10 protein-coding genes are annotated in these 15,986 nt (G+C 72.5%); 8 read left to right on the top strand and 2 right to left on the bottom strand.

What is annotated here, in order from left to right:
• Positions 1–92: 92 nt before the first annotated feature.
• Entirely contained in the window at positions 93–3,218 is a 3,126-nt protein-coding gene (locus D1J63_RS10550; protein ID WP_164712786.1) for a LuxR family transcriptional regulator, read from the top strand.
• A 38-nt stretch (positions 3,219–3,256) separates the two neighbouring features.
• A complete protein-coding gene (locus D1J63_RS10545; protein WP_102927874.1) occupies positions 3,257–3,454 on the top strand; it encodes a DUF6191 domain-containing protein in 198 nt (65 codons plus the stop codon).
• An 8-nt stretch (positions 3,455–3,462) separates the two neighbouring features.
• Here the strand turns inward: D1J63_RS10545 and D1J63_RS10540 are convergent, their stop codons facing one another.
• Positions 3,463–4,671 (bottom strand): PQQ-dependent sugar dehydrogenase, encoded by a 1,209-nt coding sequence (locus D1J63_RS10540; protein ID WP_125628687.1) that lies wholly within the window; start codon positions 4,669–4,671, stop codon positions 3,463–3,465.
• Positions 4,672–4,799: 128 nt separating this feature from the next.
• The gene (locus D1J63_RS10535) at positions 4,800–5,798 is read right to left on the bottom strand and encodes an aldo/keto reductase (RefSeq protein WP_125628686.1); all 999 of its coding nucleotides are present in this window, start codon (positions 5,796–5,798) and stop codon (positions 4,800–4,802) included.
• 74 nt (positions 5,799–5,872) lie between these two features.
• On the opposite strand from D1J63_RS10535, the gene D1J63_RS10530 reads away from it, so the two are divergent.
• The 6 genes from D1J63_RS10530 (at position 5,873) to serA (ending at position 15,966) form a co-directional block, all read left to right on the top strand.
• Positions 5,873–6,817 carry a 2-hydroxyacid dehydrogenase gene (locus tag D1J63_RS10530; RefSeq protein ID WP_125628685.1) on the top strand — a complete coding sequence of 315 codons (945 nt, stop codon included), beginning with the start codon at positions 5,873–5,875 and terminating at the stop codon, positions 6,815–6,817.
• A 414-nt stretch (positions 6,818–7,231) separates the two neighbouring features.
• Positions 7,232–10,327 (top strand): EAL domain-containing protein, encoded by a 3,096-nt coding sequence (locus D1J63_RS10525; protein WP_164712785.1) that lies wholly within the window; start codon positions 7,232–7,234, stop codon positions 10,325–10,327.
• 241 nt (positions 10,328–10,568) lie between these two features.
• Positions 10,569–12,410, top strand: a complete 1,842-nt coding sequence (locus tag D1J63_RS10520) for an acetolactate synthase large subunit (protein WP_125628683.1) — start codon at positions 10,569–10,571, stop codon at positions 12,408–12,410.
• A gap of 21 nt (positions 12,411–12,431) precedes the next feature.
• On the top strand, positions 12,432–12,956 hold the full coding sequence (gene ilvN / locus D1J63_RS10515) for an acetolactate synthase small subunit (RefSeq protein WP_003973483.1): 525 nt from the start codon (positions 12,432–12,434) through the stop codon (positions 12,954–12,956).
• A 159-nt stretch (positions 12,957–13,115) separates the two neighbouring features.
• Positions 13,116–14,114: a ketol-acid reductoisomerase gene (gene ilvC, locus D1J63_RS10510; protein WP_019329769.1), complete on the top strand. Its 999-nt coding sequence runs from the start codon at positions 13,116–13,118 to the stop codon at positions 14,112–14,114.
• A gap of 262 nt (positions 14,115–14,376) precedes the next feature.
• A complete protein-coding gene (serA, locus tag D1J63_RS10505) occupies positions 14,377–15,966 on the top strand; it encodes a phosphoglycerate dehydrogenase (protein WP_125628682.1) in 1,590 nt (529 codons plus the stop codon).
• Positions 15,967–15,986 lie beyond the last annotated feature (20 nt).

The raw sequence follows: 15,986 nt of genomic DNA, 5'->3' as shown, positions 1-15,986 counted from the left end.
GCACGGCCTCCCTCTCCGCCGTCGTACCCGCCGCCGTCCCGGGGGTTGTCCGGCTGCCGAAAATCGGTGACCCGCTGTCGTACCCGCGTGCGATGCTCGGGTCCGTGGAGACCAGGTCCGTCAGTCCCGTGTTCGTCGGCCGCACCGGCGAACTGGACACGTTGAACGACGCGCTCGCCCGCGCCGGGGGCGGCGACACCCCCGGGGCGTCCGCCTCCGGGGGCGAGCCGCAGGCCCTGCTGCTCGGCGGCGAGGCCGGCGTCGGCAAGACCCGCCTCGTCGAGGAGTTCGCCCGCGCCGCCGGCCGGCGGGGCGCCGTCGTCGCACTGGGCGGCTGCGTCGAGATCGGCGCCGACGGGCTGCCCTTCGCGCCGTTCTCCACCGCACTGCGCGCCCTGCGCCGCCACCTGCCCGAGGAACTGGCCGCCGCTGCCGCCGGACAGGAGGAGGAGCTGGCCCGGCTGCTGCCCGAACTGGCCGAGGGCGCCCCGGTCACCGGCGGCGGCCGGCACGACGAGGAGAGCATGGCGCGGCTCTTCGAGCTCACCGCCCGCCTGCTGGAGCGCGTCGCCGCCCGGCGCACCGTCGTCCTCGTCCTGGAGGACCTGCACTGGGCCGACGCCTCCACCCGCCACCTGATCGCCTACCTGCTGCGCACCCTGCGCACCGGCCGCCTCGTCGTCCTCGCCACCTACCGCTCCGACGACATCCACCGCCGCCACCCGCTGCGCCCCCTGCTCGCCGAGCTGGACCGGCTGCGCACCGTCCGCCGCCTCGAACTCGGCCGCTTCACCCGCGACGAGGTGGGCCGCCAGATCGCCGGGATCCTCGCCCACGAACCCGACCCGCTCCAGGTCGACGCGATCTTCGAACGCTCCGACGGCAACGCGTTCTTCGTCGAGGAACTCGCCGTCGCCGCCCACGAGGGCAGCTGCACCGGCCTCACCGACTCCCTGCGCGACCTGCTCCTGGTCCGCGTGGAAGCCCTGCCCGAGAGCGCCCAGCGGGTCGCCCGGATCGTCGCCGAGGGCGGCTCCACCGTTGAGTACCGGCTGCTGGCCGCCGTCGCGGGGCTCGCCGAGGACGACCTCATCGAGGCGCTGCGCTCCGCGGTCAACGCCAACATCCTGCTCCCCGCGCCCGACGGCGACGGCTACCGCTTCCGCCACTCCCTGGTCCGCGAGGCCGTCGGCGACGACCTGCTCCCCGGCGAACGCTCCCGCCTCAACCGGCGCTACGCCGAAGCGCTGGACGCCGATCCCACGCTGGTGCCGGCCGCCGAGCGCGTGATGCGCCTGGCCAGCTACTGGTACCACGCCCACGACCCCGCCAAGGCGCTCCCCGCCGTCCTGGACGCCTCCGTCGAGGCCCGCCGCCGGCACGCCTACTCCGAGCAGCTGCGGCTGCTGGAACGCGCGATGGAGCTGTGGGACTCCGTCCCCGACGAGGTACGCGCCACCCTGCGCCCCGTGGACTGCGCCGAGGTCTACCCTCCCTGCGGCTGCGACCCGGCCACCACGCCCCTGCGCTACCTGGACCTGATGGCCGAGGCGGCCGTCGCCGGGCGGCTGTGCGGGGAGCGCGAGCGCGCGATGAAGATCACCAAGCGGGCGCTGCGGCTGCTGGAGGACGAGCAGGACACGGGCTCCGGGACGGGCGCGAGCGGCCGGGACCCGCAGCGCGCCGCCTGGTTCTGGACCCAGCGCTCGCTCCTGGTCCAGGCCCAGGGCCGCGGCGACGGCTGGCGGGAACTGGGCATCGCGCAGGAACTGGTCCGCGGGCTGCCGCCCTCGCAGGTGCACGCCGAGGTGCTGGCCATGGCGGCCAACTGGTCGATGCTCCACTCGCCCGGCCCCGACGCGATGACGGCCGCCGAACGGGCCGTCGAGTACGCGCGCATGGTGGGCGCCGACGAGATCGAGCTCAACGCCCGCCTCACGCTGGGCGGCCTGATGGTGGACGCGGGGCAGATCGACGCGGGGCTCGCCGAGATGTTCCAGGTCAGGGATCTGGTGGTGGCGCAGGACCGCTCCGTCGTGGTGGCCCGCAGCCACGTCAACCTGCCCTCGGCCCTGGAGAGCGTCGGCCGTTCCCGGGACGCGCTCGGCATCCTGCGCGAGGGCGTCGACCTCACCCGGCGGATGGGCCTGCTGGAGTCCGAGGCCTGGGTCTGGGGGAACCTCGCCGAGTCGCTGATCTCGCTGGGCCGCTGGGACGAGGCCCTGGAAGCGGCGGACCGGGCCGGGGCGCCGGGCCGCAGCCCCGCACCCCGCGGCGGCGCCGCGCTCAAACGCGCCGCCGTCGCCCTCGCCCGCGGCGAGCCGGCCGAGGCAGCCCGGCTGCTCGCCGAGGCCCGCGCCGCCTACGGCACCCACGACCCCATGCCGCAGTACCAACTGCCGCTGGCCGCCCTCGCCATAGGCATCGCCGAGGCCGAGGGCCGCCTCCCGGACGCCCGCGCCGAACTCGTCCGCGTCCTGGACGCGGGCTTCCCGCCCGGCACCCAGCGCTACGGCTGGCCCCTGCTGCTGTCCGCCGCCGCGGCGGAGGCCGACGCCCGCGCCCTGCCGGCCGCCGAGGAGGGCCGCGCCGACATCCTCGAACGCCTCGCCGGGGCCGCGAAGCACCTGACGACGGGCGCTCCGCTCTGGGCCGCCCACGAACGGTGGGTCCGCGCCGAACTCCACCGGGCCCACGGCCGCGACACCCCGCAGCTCTGGTCGGAGGTCGTCACCGCCTTCGAGTGCCTGGAGCGTCCCTACGACCTCGCCCGCGTACGGCACCGACTGGCCGGCGCCCTCCTGGCCACCGGCGGCGAGGACGAGCGCGCCCGCGCCACGGAACTGCTGCGACTGGCCCGTACCGTCGCCGACCACCTCGGCGCCCGCCCGCTGTCCGACGCCGTCGCCCTGCTCGGCCGCCGCGCCCGCCTCACCCTCGGCCACACCGGCGACCCGGGCGCCGCACCCGAGCCCACGGACCCGGCCGAGGCGCTCGGGCTCACCGGACGGGAGCGGGACGTGCTGCGGCTGGTCTCCGAGGGCCGCACCAACCGCCAGATAGCCGGGGAACTCTTCATCTCGCCCAAGACGGCCAGCGTCCACGTCTCGAACATCCTGGCCAAGCTCGGCGTCTCCGGCCGCGGCGAGGCGGCGGCCGTGGCCCACCGGCTGGCGCTGTTCCCCGCCGAACGGCTCACGTCCGGTTCGCCGGAGTGAGGCTTACGCTGTAAGGGACGCCGAGCGACGGAGGCACCGTGTTCAACGCGTTCGAGGAACTGTTCAACCCCGGCCGGAGACACACCCGCGACGAGCAGAACCGCCTGGAACTGACCCGCGAGGATGTCGGCGACGGCGACCCGGGCCACGGCCCGATAGACCTCAGTTCGGGCAAGGTCGTCGTCCACCGGCCGCGCGCCGACCGCACGGAGCGCACGGCGCCGGAGGACGAGTAGCCGGTCGCCTACTTCACCTCCAGCTCCAGGATCCGGTCGTCGTCGCCCTTCGCGTCGCCGCGCCCGTCCGTGTTGCTGGTGACCAGCCACAGCTTGTCGCCGCCCGCCGGCGCCACCGTGCGCAGCCGGCCGTACTCGCCCTCCAGGAAGGCCTGCGGCTCGGCCGAGGCCTCCGTGCCCTTCAGCGGGATCCGCCACAGCCGCTCACCGCGCAGCCCCGCCATCCACACCGAGCCCTCGACGTAGGCGATGCCGCTGGGGGAGGCCTCGTCGGTGTGCCACTGGGCGAGGGGGTCGTGGAACCCGGAGCCGCCGCCCTTGCCCTCCGCCTCGGGCCAGCCGTAGTTGTCACCCGGCTTGATCGCGTTCAGCTCGTCCCAGGTGTCCTGGCCGAACTCCGAGGCGAACAGCCGCTGCTTGTCGTCCCAGGCCAGACCCTGCACGTTCCGGTGGCCGTACGAGTACACGGGGGAGTCGGGGAAGGGGTTGCCCGGCGCCGGCTCCCCGTCCGGGGTCATCCGCAGGATCTTGCCGCCGAGGGAGTCCTTGTCCTGCGACAGGCCCGTGTCACCGCTCTCGCCCGTGCCCGCGTAGAGCATCTTGTCGGGTCCGAACGCGATCCGCCCGCCGTTGTGGATCACCCCCTTCGGGATGCCCCGGAAGACCGTGTCCGGCGCCCCCAGCTGCTCACCCGCCGGCTTCTTGTCGTCGTACAGCATGCGCACGATGCGGTTGTCGGAGGCGGAGGTGAAGTACGCGTAGACCATGTGGTCCGAGGCGTAGTCGGGGGACAGCGCGATGCCGAGGAGGCCGCCCTCGCCGGCCGGGGAGACGCCGGGCACCTCGCCCAGCTCCGTCTTCTTGCCCGTCTTCGCGTCGACGCGGGTGATCGTGGCCTCGTCGCGGGAGGAGACCAGCAGGTCGCCGCCCGGCAGCGGAGCCAGACCCCAGGGGCTGTCGAGCCCCGTGGCGACCGTGCGGAGCACCTTCACCGAGCCCTTCGCGGGCGGGGCCTCCTCGGTGGGCGACCCGCTGGGCGACCCGGCGGGCGAGGACCGCGTCGCCGTACCGGACGGGGTGGTGCCGTCCGCTCCGGACGGGTCCCCGCCGTCCGAGGAGCAGCCGGCCGTCAGCAGGAGAGCGGCGGCCAGCACGGCCGGCACGGCTCGACGTCGCACGATCTTGGTCCCTTCGACGCGGCGGGTTCTCCCTGTCATACACCGCAGGAGCTCCCCAGGTTCCCGATCGCCGAATCCCGAATCCGTCGGCGGCCCGCACGAGGCACCGCACGCCTCAGTCCCACGGGCCCGCCGCACGCCTCAGTCCCATGGCCCCCCGGCGCACCTCAGTCCCACGACCCCTGCGCCGGCGGCAGCGCCCGCAGTTCCGCCAGGTCCCGCTCGGTCAGCCGCAGCCCCGCCGCACCCGCGTTCTGCGTCACCCAGCGCTCCTGCTTGGTGCCCGGCACCGGCACCACGTGCCGTCCCTGGGCCAGCACCCAGGCCAGCGCCACCTGCGCCGCGCTCACCCCGTCGCCGTGCCGGGCGGCGATCCGGCGCAGCGTGGCCACGATCGGCTGGTTGGCGGCCATCATCTCGGCGGTGAAGCGGGGGTGGCGGGCCCGCAGGTCCTCCGGTTCGAAACCCTCGCCCGGCGTCAGCGTGCCGGTCAGATAGCCGTTGCCCAGGGGCATCGCTGCCAGGAAGCCGACGCCGCGCGAGACGCACCACGGCAGCAGCGTCCGCAGCGCCTCCGGCGACCACACCGACAGCTCGGCCTCGACCGCGCTCACCGGGAACACCTGCTGCACCCGCTCCAGCTGACGGACCGTCGCGTCGTGCAGCCGCGCACCCGGACGCCGGGCCGAGCGCGCGCCGACCGCACAGAGGCCCAGTGCCCGCACCTTCCCGGCCCGCACCAGCTCCGCCATCGCGCCCCAGGTCTCCTCGACGGGTATCTCCGGGTCGGCGCGGTGCAGTTGGTAGAGGTCGATGACGTCCGTCTGGAGCCGGCGCAGGGACGCGTCGCAGGCACGTTTCACATAACCGGGGCGGCCGTTGGCCACGATGTGCTGCTCACCCACCAGCAGACCGACCTTGGTCGACACGAACGCCTCGGACCGCCGCTCCTTCAACACCCGCCCCAGCAGCAGCTCGTTGGTGAACGGGCCGTACATGTCCGCCGTGTCCAGCAGGGAGACGCCGAGGTCGAGGGCCCGGTGCACGGCCCTGAGCGACTCGTCGCCCCGCTGCCGCGAGGCGCTGTACGCCCAGTTCATCGGCATGCACCCGAGTCCGACGGCCCCCACCGCGAGTGCCGTCGCGCCGATCGTCCTGCGCTCCACCGGTCGTGACCCTCCCTCGTCAGGCCACCCAACCTAACCTCTGCCTCTTCGCCCCCTGACATAGCCTCCTGACCATGACTGCTGACGTGTGGCTGCCCATCCCCCCGGACGAGATCGAGGGCCTTCCCGAGGGCCCCGCATACCGCCACTGGGACGGCGAGGAGACCTATCCCGCCGACCCGGCCGACTGTGCGTTCTACGTCGTCCCCTACATGAAGCCCCCCGGGGTCGGCGTACGTCCGCTGCCCGAGATGCGCTCCGTCCGGGTCGTCCAGACCCTCTCCGCCGGCATCGACCACGTCGAGCCCGGCCTGAAGCACCTGTCCGCGGGCGTACGGCTGTGCAACGCGCGCGGTGTGCACGAGGCCAGCACGGCGGAGCTGACCCTCGCGCTGATCCTGGCCTCGCTGCGCGGCATCCCGGACTTCGTGCGGGCGCAGGACCGGGGCGAGTGGCTCGGCGGAGGGTTCCGGCTCGCGCTCGCGGACCGGACGGTCCTGATCGTCGGATACGGATCGATCGGCGCCGCGATCGAGGACCGGCTCGTGCCGTTCGAGGTCGCGCCGGTCGTGCGCGTCGCGCGCTCCGCCCGTGCCACGGAGCGCGGCCCCGTGCACCCGCTCACCGAACTCCCCGACCTGCTCCCGCAAGCCGACGTCGTCGTCCTGGCCACACCGCTCACCGAGGCCACCCGGAGCCTGGTCGACGCCACTTTCCTGGCCCGCATGAAGGACGGCGCCCTGCTCGTCAACGTGGCGCGCGGACCGGTCGTGGACACGAAGGCGTTGCTCGCCGAACTGGAGAGCGGACGCCTCACCGCGGCCCTCGACGTGACCGACCCCGAACCGCTGCCGCCGGGCCACCCCCTGTGGAATGCTCCCGGCACAGTCGTCAGCCCGCACGCGGGCGGGCCGACCTCGGCCTTCCTGCCGCGCGCCAAGCGGCTGCTGGTGGACCAGTTGAACCGTTTCGTGAACCGGGAGCCGCTGCGCAACGTGATCCTGACGACGGGCGCGTAATCCGTTTCGGGCACCCTCCGCAACCCCCCGGCTGCGGTGGGTGCGCGCATATCCGCTGGTCGTCACGGAGCGTAGAGAACCTATGTCCCTGAGTGACGAGACTGGTGTATCGTCCGACAGGGGATGCGCCGCGCACGGGTACGGCGCCGGGGATGGACATCTCAGACTGTGAGGGGGGCGACGGGCGATGCACGGCCTATGGACCAACGATCCGACGCGGCGGAGCCGCCGCCGGCGACCCTGCCGCACGACGGCCGCGACCGCGCGCGAACGGGGCCGGCACGGCCACCCCGGCCGCCCGGACCCGCGCTGCCCCCACCCGCGCCGGCCGGGCGAGCGCGGGAGGCAGCAGCGGCCGGCCCGCCGGTGCCGGTGCGCGCGGGACGCGGGAGCGGTGCGGACCGGGAGGCCGCGGTGAGTCCGCCCCCCGTTCCCACGCTGGACGGAGCGCTGCGCGGCCAGGCCCCGCCCGGCCCGCTGCTGCCCCGGCCGTCCGCCGGCGCCGGCCCGACGCCCCTGGTCCGCCAGCTCGTGCTGGCCCTGGTCTGCGCGGGCTACGCCGTCGGAGCCGCGCTCGGCTGGGGCTCCGAGTACGTCGCCAAGATCATGGGCGACTTCGGGCTGAGCGCCGCCGCCGCTGCCGCCGCCGTCTCCTGCTTCCTCTACGCCCGCGGGCGCCGGGTCCGCTTTCGACCGGCCTGGCTGCTCTTCGCCCTCTCCTCGGCGATGGCCTCCCTCGGCAACGCGGTCTGGGGGTGGTACGAGGTCGTCCTGCGGGTGCCGGTGCCCAGCCCCAGCTACGCGGACCTGTTCTTCCTGTGCTTCGCCCCGCCGGCCATCGTGGGACTCCTCGTGCTGGCCAAGCGGCCGGTGACCAAGGCCGGCTGGATCTGTCTGGGCCTGGACGCCTGGCTGATCGGCGGCTCGCTGCTGACCCTGGCCTGGAGCCTGGCGCTCGCCCAGGCGGCGAAGGCCGAGGGCGGGTCCAGCGTGGCCCACTCCGCGCTCTCGGTGGCGTATCCGCTGCTCGACATCGCCCTGGTCAGCATGGTGCTCGCGCTGCACTTCCGGCGGTCGCCCGTCTGCCGGTCCGCCGTCAACACGGCCATCGGCGCGCTCGCCCTGACGGTGATGTGCGACGCCCTGTTCACCTCACCGCTGCTGCACAACAGCTACCGCTCAGGGCAGTTGCTCGACGCGGGCTGGTTCGCCGGTTCCCTGCTGCTCGCCTACGCCCCCTGGGCCGCCTCCCGGCGCGGGCGGCGTTCGGCGGACGAGCAGGGCTCCGGCGGACACACCCGCGTGGTGCGCGAACACGTGCCCGGCCAGCGCGGCGCCGGTCACCAGCCGGCGCCCCCGGCCGTGCCGAGCGCCGCGTCCCCCGCCCTGCCCGGCCCCGGACAGGGCGGCGAGCGGGGCCGCTACCCGGCCGCCCGGCCCATCGCCGGGTCGCTGGCCGCGCTCACGCCGTACCTCGCGGCCGCCGTCTGCACCCTGGGCATCCTCTACAACGTGCTCAACGGCCGCAGCGTCGACCGCGTGGTGCTGCTGACCGGCGGCACCGTCGTGCTCGCGCTCGTCGTCCGGCAGGGCATCATGCTGCTCGACAACATCGTCCTCACCCAGGAACTGGCCCAGAAGGAGAACCACTTCCGCTCCCTGGTCCAGGGTTCGAGCGACGTCATCATGATCGCCGCGCCCAGCGGCATCCTGCGCTACGTCTCCCCGGCCGCCGCCGGGGTCTACGGACGCCCGGCGGAGGAACTGGTGGGCAGCGAACTGGCCGGTCTCATCCACCCCGAGGACCTCGGCTGCGTGGTGCACGAGGTACGCCGGTTCCTTGCCGCCAGTCCGGTCGAGGAACCCACCACGCGCATCGAGTGCCGCTTCCGCTCCGGAGAGGGCGGCTGGCTCAACGTCGAGTCGACCGTCAACCGGCACCACGGCGGCCTCATCTTCAACAGCCGGGACGTCACCGAAAGAGTGCGCCTCCAGGCACAGCTCCAGCACAACGCCGAGCACGACCCCCTCACCGACCTGCCCAACCGCGCCCTGTTCACCCGGCGCGTCCAGCAGGCGCTCTCCGGCCGCCGCGCCTCCGACCGGGGCGCCGCCCTGCGCGGCACGGCGGTGCTCTTCATCGACCTCGACGGCTTCAAGGGCGTCAACGACACCATCGGACACCAGGCCGGGGACGAGCTGCTCGTCCAGGCGGCCCGTCGGCTCCACGAGGCCGTCCGCAAGGGCGACACCGCCTCCAGACTCGGCGGCGACGAGTTCGCGGCCCTGATCGTCGGGGACGGCACCCGGGACCGGGCCGCCCGCGAGGGCCACATCCGGGAGCTGGCCGACCGCCTCAGACTGACCCTCTCCCAGCCCTACCTCATCGACGGCAACGAAGTGCGGGTCAACGCCTCCATCGGCGTCGCCTTCGCCGAACCGGGCCTCGGCGCGGGCGAGTTGCTGCGCAACGCCGACCTCGCCATGTACCGGGCCAAGGCGGGCGGCAAGGGACGCGTCGAGCTGTACCGGCCCCAGATGCAGCAGGACGTCGTACGCAAGGCCGAGCTGGCCACGCGGCTGCGGGCCGCACTGCACGACGGGGAGTTCGCGCTGCTGCACCAGCCCGTGGTCTCCCTGACGGACGGCCGGATCACGTCGGTCTGCGCCCAGGCGCGGTGGCGCTCCTCGCAGGGCGTGCTGTTCACCCCCGCCGAGTTCCTGCGGGTGTCCGAGGACGGCGACAGAACCGCCGAACTGGACCGGTGGGTGCTCCGCGAGGCCGTCGAACAGGCCGCCGAGCGCGCGGCGGCAGGGCTCTCCGCGACCGTGGCCATACGCATCGGCGCCCGCCGCCTGCTGGACCGCTCGATGCCGCTGGGCTCCGTGGAGGCCCTGCTGACCCGCCACGGGCTGCCCCCGGGCTCCCTGGTGATCGAGCTGTCGGACATCGACCCACGGGTCGGCCTCGACGAGCTGGACCGCCGGCTGAACGCCCTGCGCAGGGTCGGCGTCCGGATCGCGCTGGACGGCTTCGGCAGCGGCTACGCGGCGATCACCGCACTGCGGCGCCTGCCCGTGGACGTCCTCAAGCTCGACCGGAGCCTGGTCGAGGGCGTGGTGGAGTCCGCGCGCCTGCACAAGATCACCAGCGGGCTGCTGCGCATCGCCACCGACCTCGGGCTGAAGTCCGTGGCCGACGGCGTCGACCTGCCGGAGCAGATCGTCGCCCTGCGCGCGATGGGCTGCACCCACGGACAGGGCATGGCGTTCTCCGGCGCGCTGGACGAGTACCGGCTGCGCAGAGCGCTCGGAACCGGCCACTACCCGGTGCCGCACGGCCCGGCCGAACCGGCCTTCGCGGGCGGTGGCGCCGGGGTGTACACCAAGAGTGTCGGCGGTCCCGCCGCCGGGCAGGTGGCCGGCGGTGTCGCCTCCGGACTGCCGGCCGTCCTGAGTGGTGGCACGGCCCTCCGCTCACATAATGAGACTCCCGTCCCACCCACTTGACAGTGAGTGTGCGCCGGAGGGAAGGTCAGTGCCATGCGCACCCGAATTCTCGTACTTGGAAAGCGCGTCGGCTGAAGCTGGTGACGTCCGGACCGACCCGGACTCCCCGCGACCCCCACCGACGCGCTCCCCTCGCTTGCCTTATGGCACGAGGGGTTTTTTGTTGCACAGGCACCTGCCGAGCAGCAGCACAGTTCGCCCAAACCTCGCAAAAACCCTCAGCATCGAGAAGAGAACGCCGATGACCGAGCAGGCCACCGGGGCTCACCCGCAGCCCCGGCCCCGATCCGGAGGACAGTCCGCCCCCGAGCACGTCACGGGTGCGCAGTCCCTCATTCGCTCTCTCGAGGAGGTCGGCGCCGACACCGTATTCGGCATTCCCGGTGGCACGATCCTTCCGGCCTACGACCCGCTGATGGACTCCACCCGGGTGCGCCACGTCCTGGTCCGCCACGAGCAGGGCGCCGGTCACGCGGCCACCGGGTACGCGCAGGCCACCGGCAAGGTCGGCGTCTGCATGGCGACCTCGGGCCCGGGCGCCACCAACCTGGTCACCCCGATCGCCGACGCCAACCTGGACTCCGTGCCGCTGGTCGCGATCACCGGACAGGTGGTGTCCTCCGCGATCGGCACGGACGCCTTCCAGGAGGCGGACATCGTCGGCATCACCATGCCGATCACCAAGCACAGCTTCCTGGTCACCAAGGCCGAGGACATCCCCCGGGTGATCGCGCAGGCGTTCCACATCGCCTCCACCGGCCGCCCCGGTCCCGTCCTGGTCGACATCCCCAAGGACATCCTCCAGAAGAAGACCACCTTCTCCTGGCCGCCGGTCATGGACCTGCCCGGCTACCGCCCGGTCACCAAGCCGCACGCCAAGCAGATCCGCGAGGCGGCCAAGCTGATCTCCGCCGCCAAGCGCCCCGTGCTCTACGTCGGCGGCGGCGTCCTCAAGGCGAAGGCCACCGCCGAGCTGAAGGTCCTCGCCGAACTCACCGAAGCGCCCGTCACCACCACCCTGATGGCGCTCGGCGCGTTCCCCGACAGCCACCCGCTGCACGTGGGAATGCCGGGCATGCACGGTGCGGTCACCGCCGTCACCGCGCTGCAGAAGGCCGACCTGATCGTCGCCCTCGGCGCCCGCTTCGACGACCGCGTCACCGGCAAGCTGGACAGCTTCGCCCCGCACGCCAAGATCGTCCACGCCGACATCGACCCGGCCGAGATCGGCAAGAACCGCGCCGCCGACGTCCCGATCGTGGGCGACGCCCGCGAGGTCATCGCCGACCTCGTGCAGGCCGTCCAGAAGGAGCACGACGAGGGCAACAAGGGCGACTACAGCGCCTGGTGGAAGGACCTGAGCCGCTGGCGCGAGACCTACCCCCTCGGCTACGACCAGCCCGAGGACGGCTCGCTCTCCCCGCAGCAGGTCATCGAGCGCATCGGCCGGCTGGCACCCGAGGGCACGATCTTCGCGGCCGGCGTCGGCCAGCACCAGATGTGGGCCGCCCACTTCGTCCAGTACGACAAGCCCGCCACCTGGCTGAACTCCGGCGGCGCCGGAACCATGGGCTACGCCGTCCCGGCCGCCATGGGCGCCCAGGCAGGCATGCCCGACCGCACGGTGTGGGCGATCGACGGCGACGGCTGCTTCCAGATGACCAACCAGGAACTGACCACCTGCGCCCTGAACAACATCCCGATCAAGGTCGCCGTCATCAACAACGGCGCCCTCGGGATGGTCCGCCAGTGGCAGACCCTGTTCTACAACCAGCGGTACTCCAACACGGTGCTGCACTCCGGCCCCGACGACGTCAACCCGGAGGCCCGCGGCACCCGCGTCCCCGACTTCGTGAAGCTGTCGGAGGCCATGGGCTGCTACGCCATCCGCTGCGAGGACCCCGCCGACCTCGACAAGGTGATCGAGGAGGCCAACTCCATCAACGACCGCCCCGTCGTCGTCGACTTCATCGTCCACGAGGACGCGATGGTGTGGCCGATGGTCGCCGCCGGCACCTCCAACGACGAGATCATGGCCGCCCGGGACGTCCGCCCCGACTTCGGCGACAACGAAGACGACTGAGCGAGAGAGACCGAAGAGACCATGTCCAAGCACACGCTCTCCGTCCTGGTGGAGAACACCCCCGGCGTCCTGGCGCGGATCACCGCCCTCTTCTCGCGCCGCGGCTTCAACATCGACTCGCTCGCCGTCGGCGTCACCGAGCACCCCGACATCTCCCGCATCACCATCGTGGTGAGCGTCGAGGACTTCCCGCTCGAGCAGGTCACCAAGCAGCTCAACAAGCTCGTCAACGTGCTCAAGATCGTCGAGCTGGAGCCCACCCAGGCCGTCCAGCGCGAACTCGTTCTGGTGAAGGTGCGCTCCGACAACGAGACGCGCTCCCAGATCGTCGAGATCGTCCAGCTGTTCCGCGCCAAGACCGTCGACGTCTCCCCGGAGGCCGTCACCATCGAGGCCACCGGGAGCAGCGACAAGCTGACCGCCATGCTCCGGATGCTGGAACCGTACGGCATCAAGGAACTGGTCCAGTCCGGCACGATCGCCATCGGGCGCGGCGCCCGTTCGATCACGGACCGCTCGCTGCGCGCACTCGACCGGTCCGCGTAGCAACGCAAACGGTCCGTACTGCGACACGAACGGTCCGCCCCACGACGGAAGCGGGCGGCCGCGGTCACTCCGGCCGCCCGCATTCCGAGACCCCGAGACTTCCCTTCCCCTCACCGGCATACGGTGGGACGCAACACCTGCACACAAGGAGATAACCCAGTGGCCGAGCTGTTCTACGACGCCGACGCCGACCTGTCCATCATCCAGGGCCGCAAGGTCGCGGTCATCGGGTACGGCAGCCAGGGCCACGCCCACGCCCTGTCGCTGCGCGACTCCGGTGTCGACGTGCGCGTCGGTCTGCACGAGGGCTCCAAGTCCAAGGCCAAGGCCGAGGAGCAGGGCCTGCGCGTGGTGAGCCCGTCCGAGGCCGCCGCCGAGGCCGACGTCATCATGATCCTGGTCCCGGACCCGATCCAGGCCGAGGTCTACGAGAAGGACATCAAGGACAACCTGAAGGACGGCGACGCGCTGTTCTTCGGTCACGGCCTGAACATCCGCTACGGCTTCATCAAGCCCCCGGCCGGCGTGGACGTCTGCATGGTCGCCCCCAAGGGCCCGGGCCACCTGGTGCGCCGTCAGTACGAGGAGGGCCGCGGCGTTCCCTGCATCGCCGCCGTCGAGCAGGACGCCTCCGGCAACGCCTTCGCGCTCGCCCTGTCCTACGCCAAGGGCATCGGCGGCACCCGCGCCGGCGTCATCAAGACGACCTTCACCGAGGAGACCGAGACCGACCTCTTCGGCGAGCAGGCCGTCCTGTGCGGTGGCACGGCCGCGCTGGTCAAGGCGGGCTTCGAGACCCTGACCGAGGCCGGCTACCAGCCGGAGATCGCCTACTTCGAGTGCCTGCACGAGCTGAAGCTGATCGTGGACCTCATGTACGAGGGCGGCCTGGAGAAGATGCGCTGGTCGATCTCCGAGACCGCCGAGTGGGGCGACTACGTCACCGGCCCGCGGATCATCACCGACGCCACCAAGGCCGAGATGAAGAAGGTCCTCGCCGAGATCCAGGACGGCACGTTCGCCAAGAACTGGATGGACGAGTACCACGGCGGCCTGAAGAAGTACAACGAGTACAAGAAGCAGGACTCCGAGCACCTGCTGGAGACCACCGGCAAGGAGCTGCGCAAGCTCATGAGCTGGGTCGACGAGGAGGCGTAAGCCTCACTGCCGGGGGCCGGGGCGACGCCGCTCCGGCCCCTTCGGCGAACCCGGGACGACGCCGGCGTCACGGTGTTGTCCATCCCGTCCGGCCACGGACGGGTGATCCTTCCGCAGAGGCGCAGGACGACCCGCGTCACGCCACTAGACTGCTGCACAACATACGCGTCAGGCCCACAGCGTCGTGCGTCTTCCACGCGGCTCAGCGACACCGAATGCGGCCGTCGGGACGGCCGTCCGCATTGGACTTGTGAGGACTCACGTGAGCTCGAAACCCGTCGTACTCATCGCCGAAGAGCTGTCGCCCGCGACCGTGGACGCGCTCGGCCCCGACTTCGAGATCCGCCAGTGCAACGGCGCGGACCGGGCCGAACTGCTCCCCGCCATCGCCGACGTGGACGCGGTCCTGGTGCGCTCCGCCACCAAGGTCGACGCCGAGGCCATCGCCGCCGCCAAGAAGCTCAAGGTCGTCGCCCGCGCCGGGGTCGGCCTGGACAACGTCGACGTCTCCGCCGCCACCAAGGCCGGCGTCATGGTGGTCAACGCCCCGACCTCCAACATCGTCACCGCCGCCGAGCTGGCCTGCGGTCTCCTGATCGCCACCGCCCGCAACATCCCGCAGGCCAACGCCGCGCTGAAGAACGGCGAGTGGAAGCGCAGCAAGTACACCGGCGTCGAGCTGGCCGAGAAGACCCTCGGCGTCGTCGGCCTCGGCCGCATCGGCGCGCTGGTCGCCCAGCGCATGTCCGCCTTCGGCATGAAGGTCGTCGCCTACGACCCCTACGTGCAGCCCGCGCGGGCCGCGCAGATGGGCGTCAAGGTGCTGTCGCTGGACGAGCTGCTCGAGGTCTCCGACTTCATCACCGTCCACCTGCCCAAGACCCCCGAGACCCTCGGCCTGATCGGCGACGAGGCGCTGCGCAAGGTCAAGCCGAGCGTCCGCATCGTCAACGCCGCCCGCGGCGGCATCGTCGACGAGGAGGCGCTGTACTCGGCGCTCAAGGAGGGCCGCGTCGCCGGCGCCGGCCTCGACGTGTACGCCAAGGAGCCCTGCACCGACTCGCCGCTGTTCGAGTTCGACCAGGTCGTCTGCACCCCGCACCTCGGAGCCTCCACCGACGAGGCCCAGGAGAAGGCCGGCATCGCCGTCGCCAAGTCGGTGCGCCTGGCCCTCGCCGGTGAGCTGGTCCCCGACGCGGTCAACGTCCAGGGCGGCGTCATCGCCGAGGACGTCAAGCCGGGCCTGCCGCTCGCCGAGCGCCTCGGCCGCATCTTCACCGCGCTCGCCGGCGAGGTCGCCGTCCGCCTCGACGTCGAGGTCTACGGCGAGATCACCCAGCACGACGTGAAGGTGCTGGAGCTGTCCGCCCTCAAGGGCGTCTTCGAGGACGTCGTCGACGAGACGGTGTCGTACGTCAACGCCCCGCTGTTCGCCCAGGAGCGCGGTGTCGAGGTCCGGCTGACCACCAGCTCGGAGTCCCCGGAGCACCGCAACGTCGTGACCGTGCGCGGCACCCTCGCGGACGGCGAGGAGGTGTCGGTCTCCGGCACGCTGGCCGGCCCCAAGCACCTCCAGAAGCTCGTCGCCGTCGGCGAGTACGACGTGGACCTCACCCTCGCCGACCACATGGTCGTCCTGCGGTACGAGGACCGTCCCGGTGTCGTCGGCACCGTCGGCCGCGTCATCGGCGAGGCCGGCATCAACATCGCCGGCATGCAGGTCGCCCGTGCGACGGTGGGCGGCGAGGCGCTGGCCGTCCTGACCGTGGACGACACGGTGCCGGCCGGGGTTCTGGCGGAGGTCTCGGCGGAGATCGGCGCCAACTCCGCCCGGTCCGTCAACCTGGTGTGAGGCCCGGGGGCGCTGCCCCC

The organism is Streptomyces sp. KPB2 (genome assembly GCF_003950055.1).
Classification (GTDB): domain Bacteria; phylum Actinomycetota; class Actinomycetes; order Streptomycetales; family Streptomycetaceae; genus Streptomyces; species Streptomyces salinarius.
This window is presented reverse-complemented; position numbering and strand designations above follow the sequence as displayed.

What these genes read in the sequence shown, in the direction of transcription:
- D1J63_RS10550 (WP_164712786.1), top strand. Translation starts at nt 93, where the DNA reads ATGCTCGGGTCCGTGGAGACCAGGTCCGTCAGTCCCGTGTTCGTCGGC.
- D1J63_RS10540 (WP_125628687.1), bottom strand. Translation starts at nt 4,671, where the DNA reads ATGACAGGGAGAACCCGCCGCGTCGAAGGGACCAAGATCGTGCGACGT.
- D1J63_RS10530 (WP_125628685.1), top strand. Translation starts at nt 5,873, where the DNA reads ATGACTGCTGACGTGTGGCTGCCCATCCCCCCGGACGAGATCGAGGGC.
- D1J63_RS10520 (WP_125628683.1), top strand. Translation starts at nt 10,569, where the DNA reads ATGACCGAGCAGGCCACCGGGGCTCACCCGCAGCCCCGGCCCCGATCC.
- ilvN (WP_003973483.1), top strand. Translation starts at nt 12,432, where the DNA reads ATGTCCAAGCACACGCTCTCCGTCCTGGTGGAGAACACCCCCGGCGTC.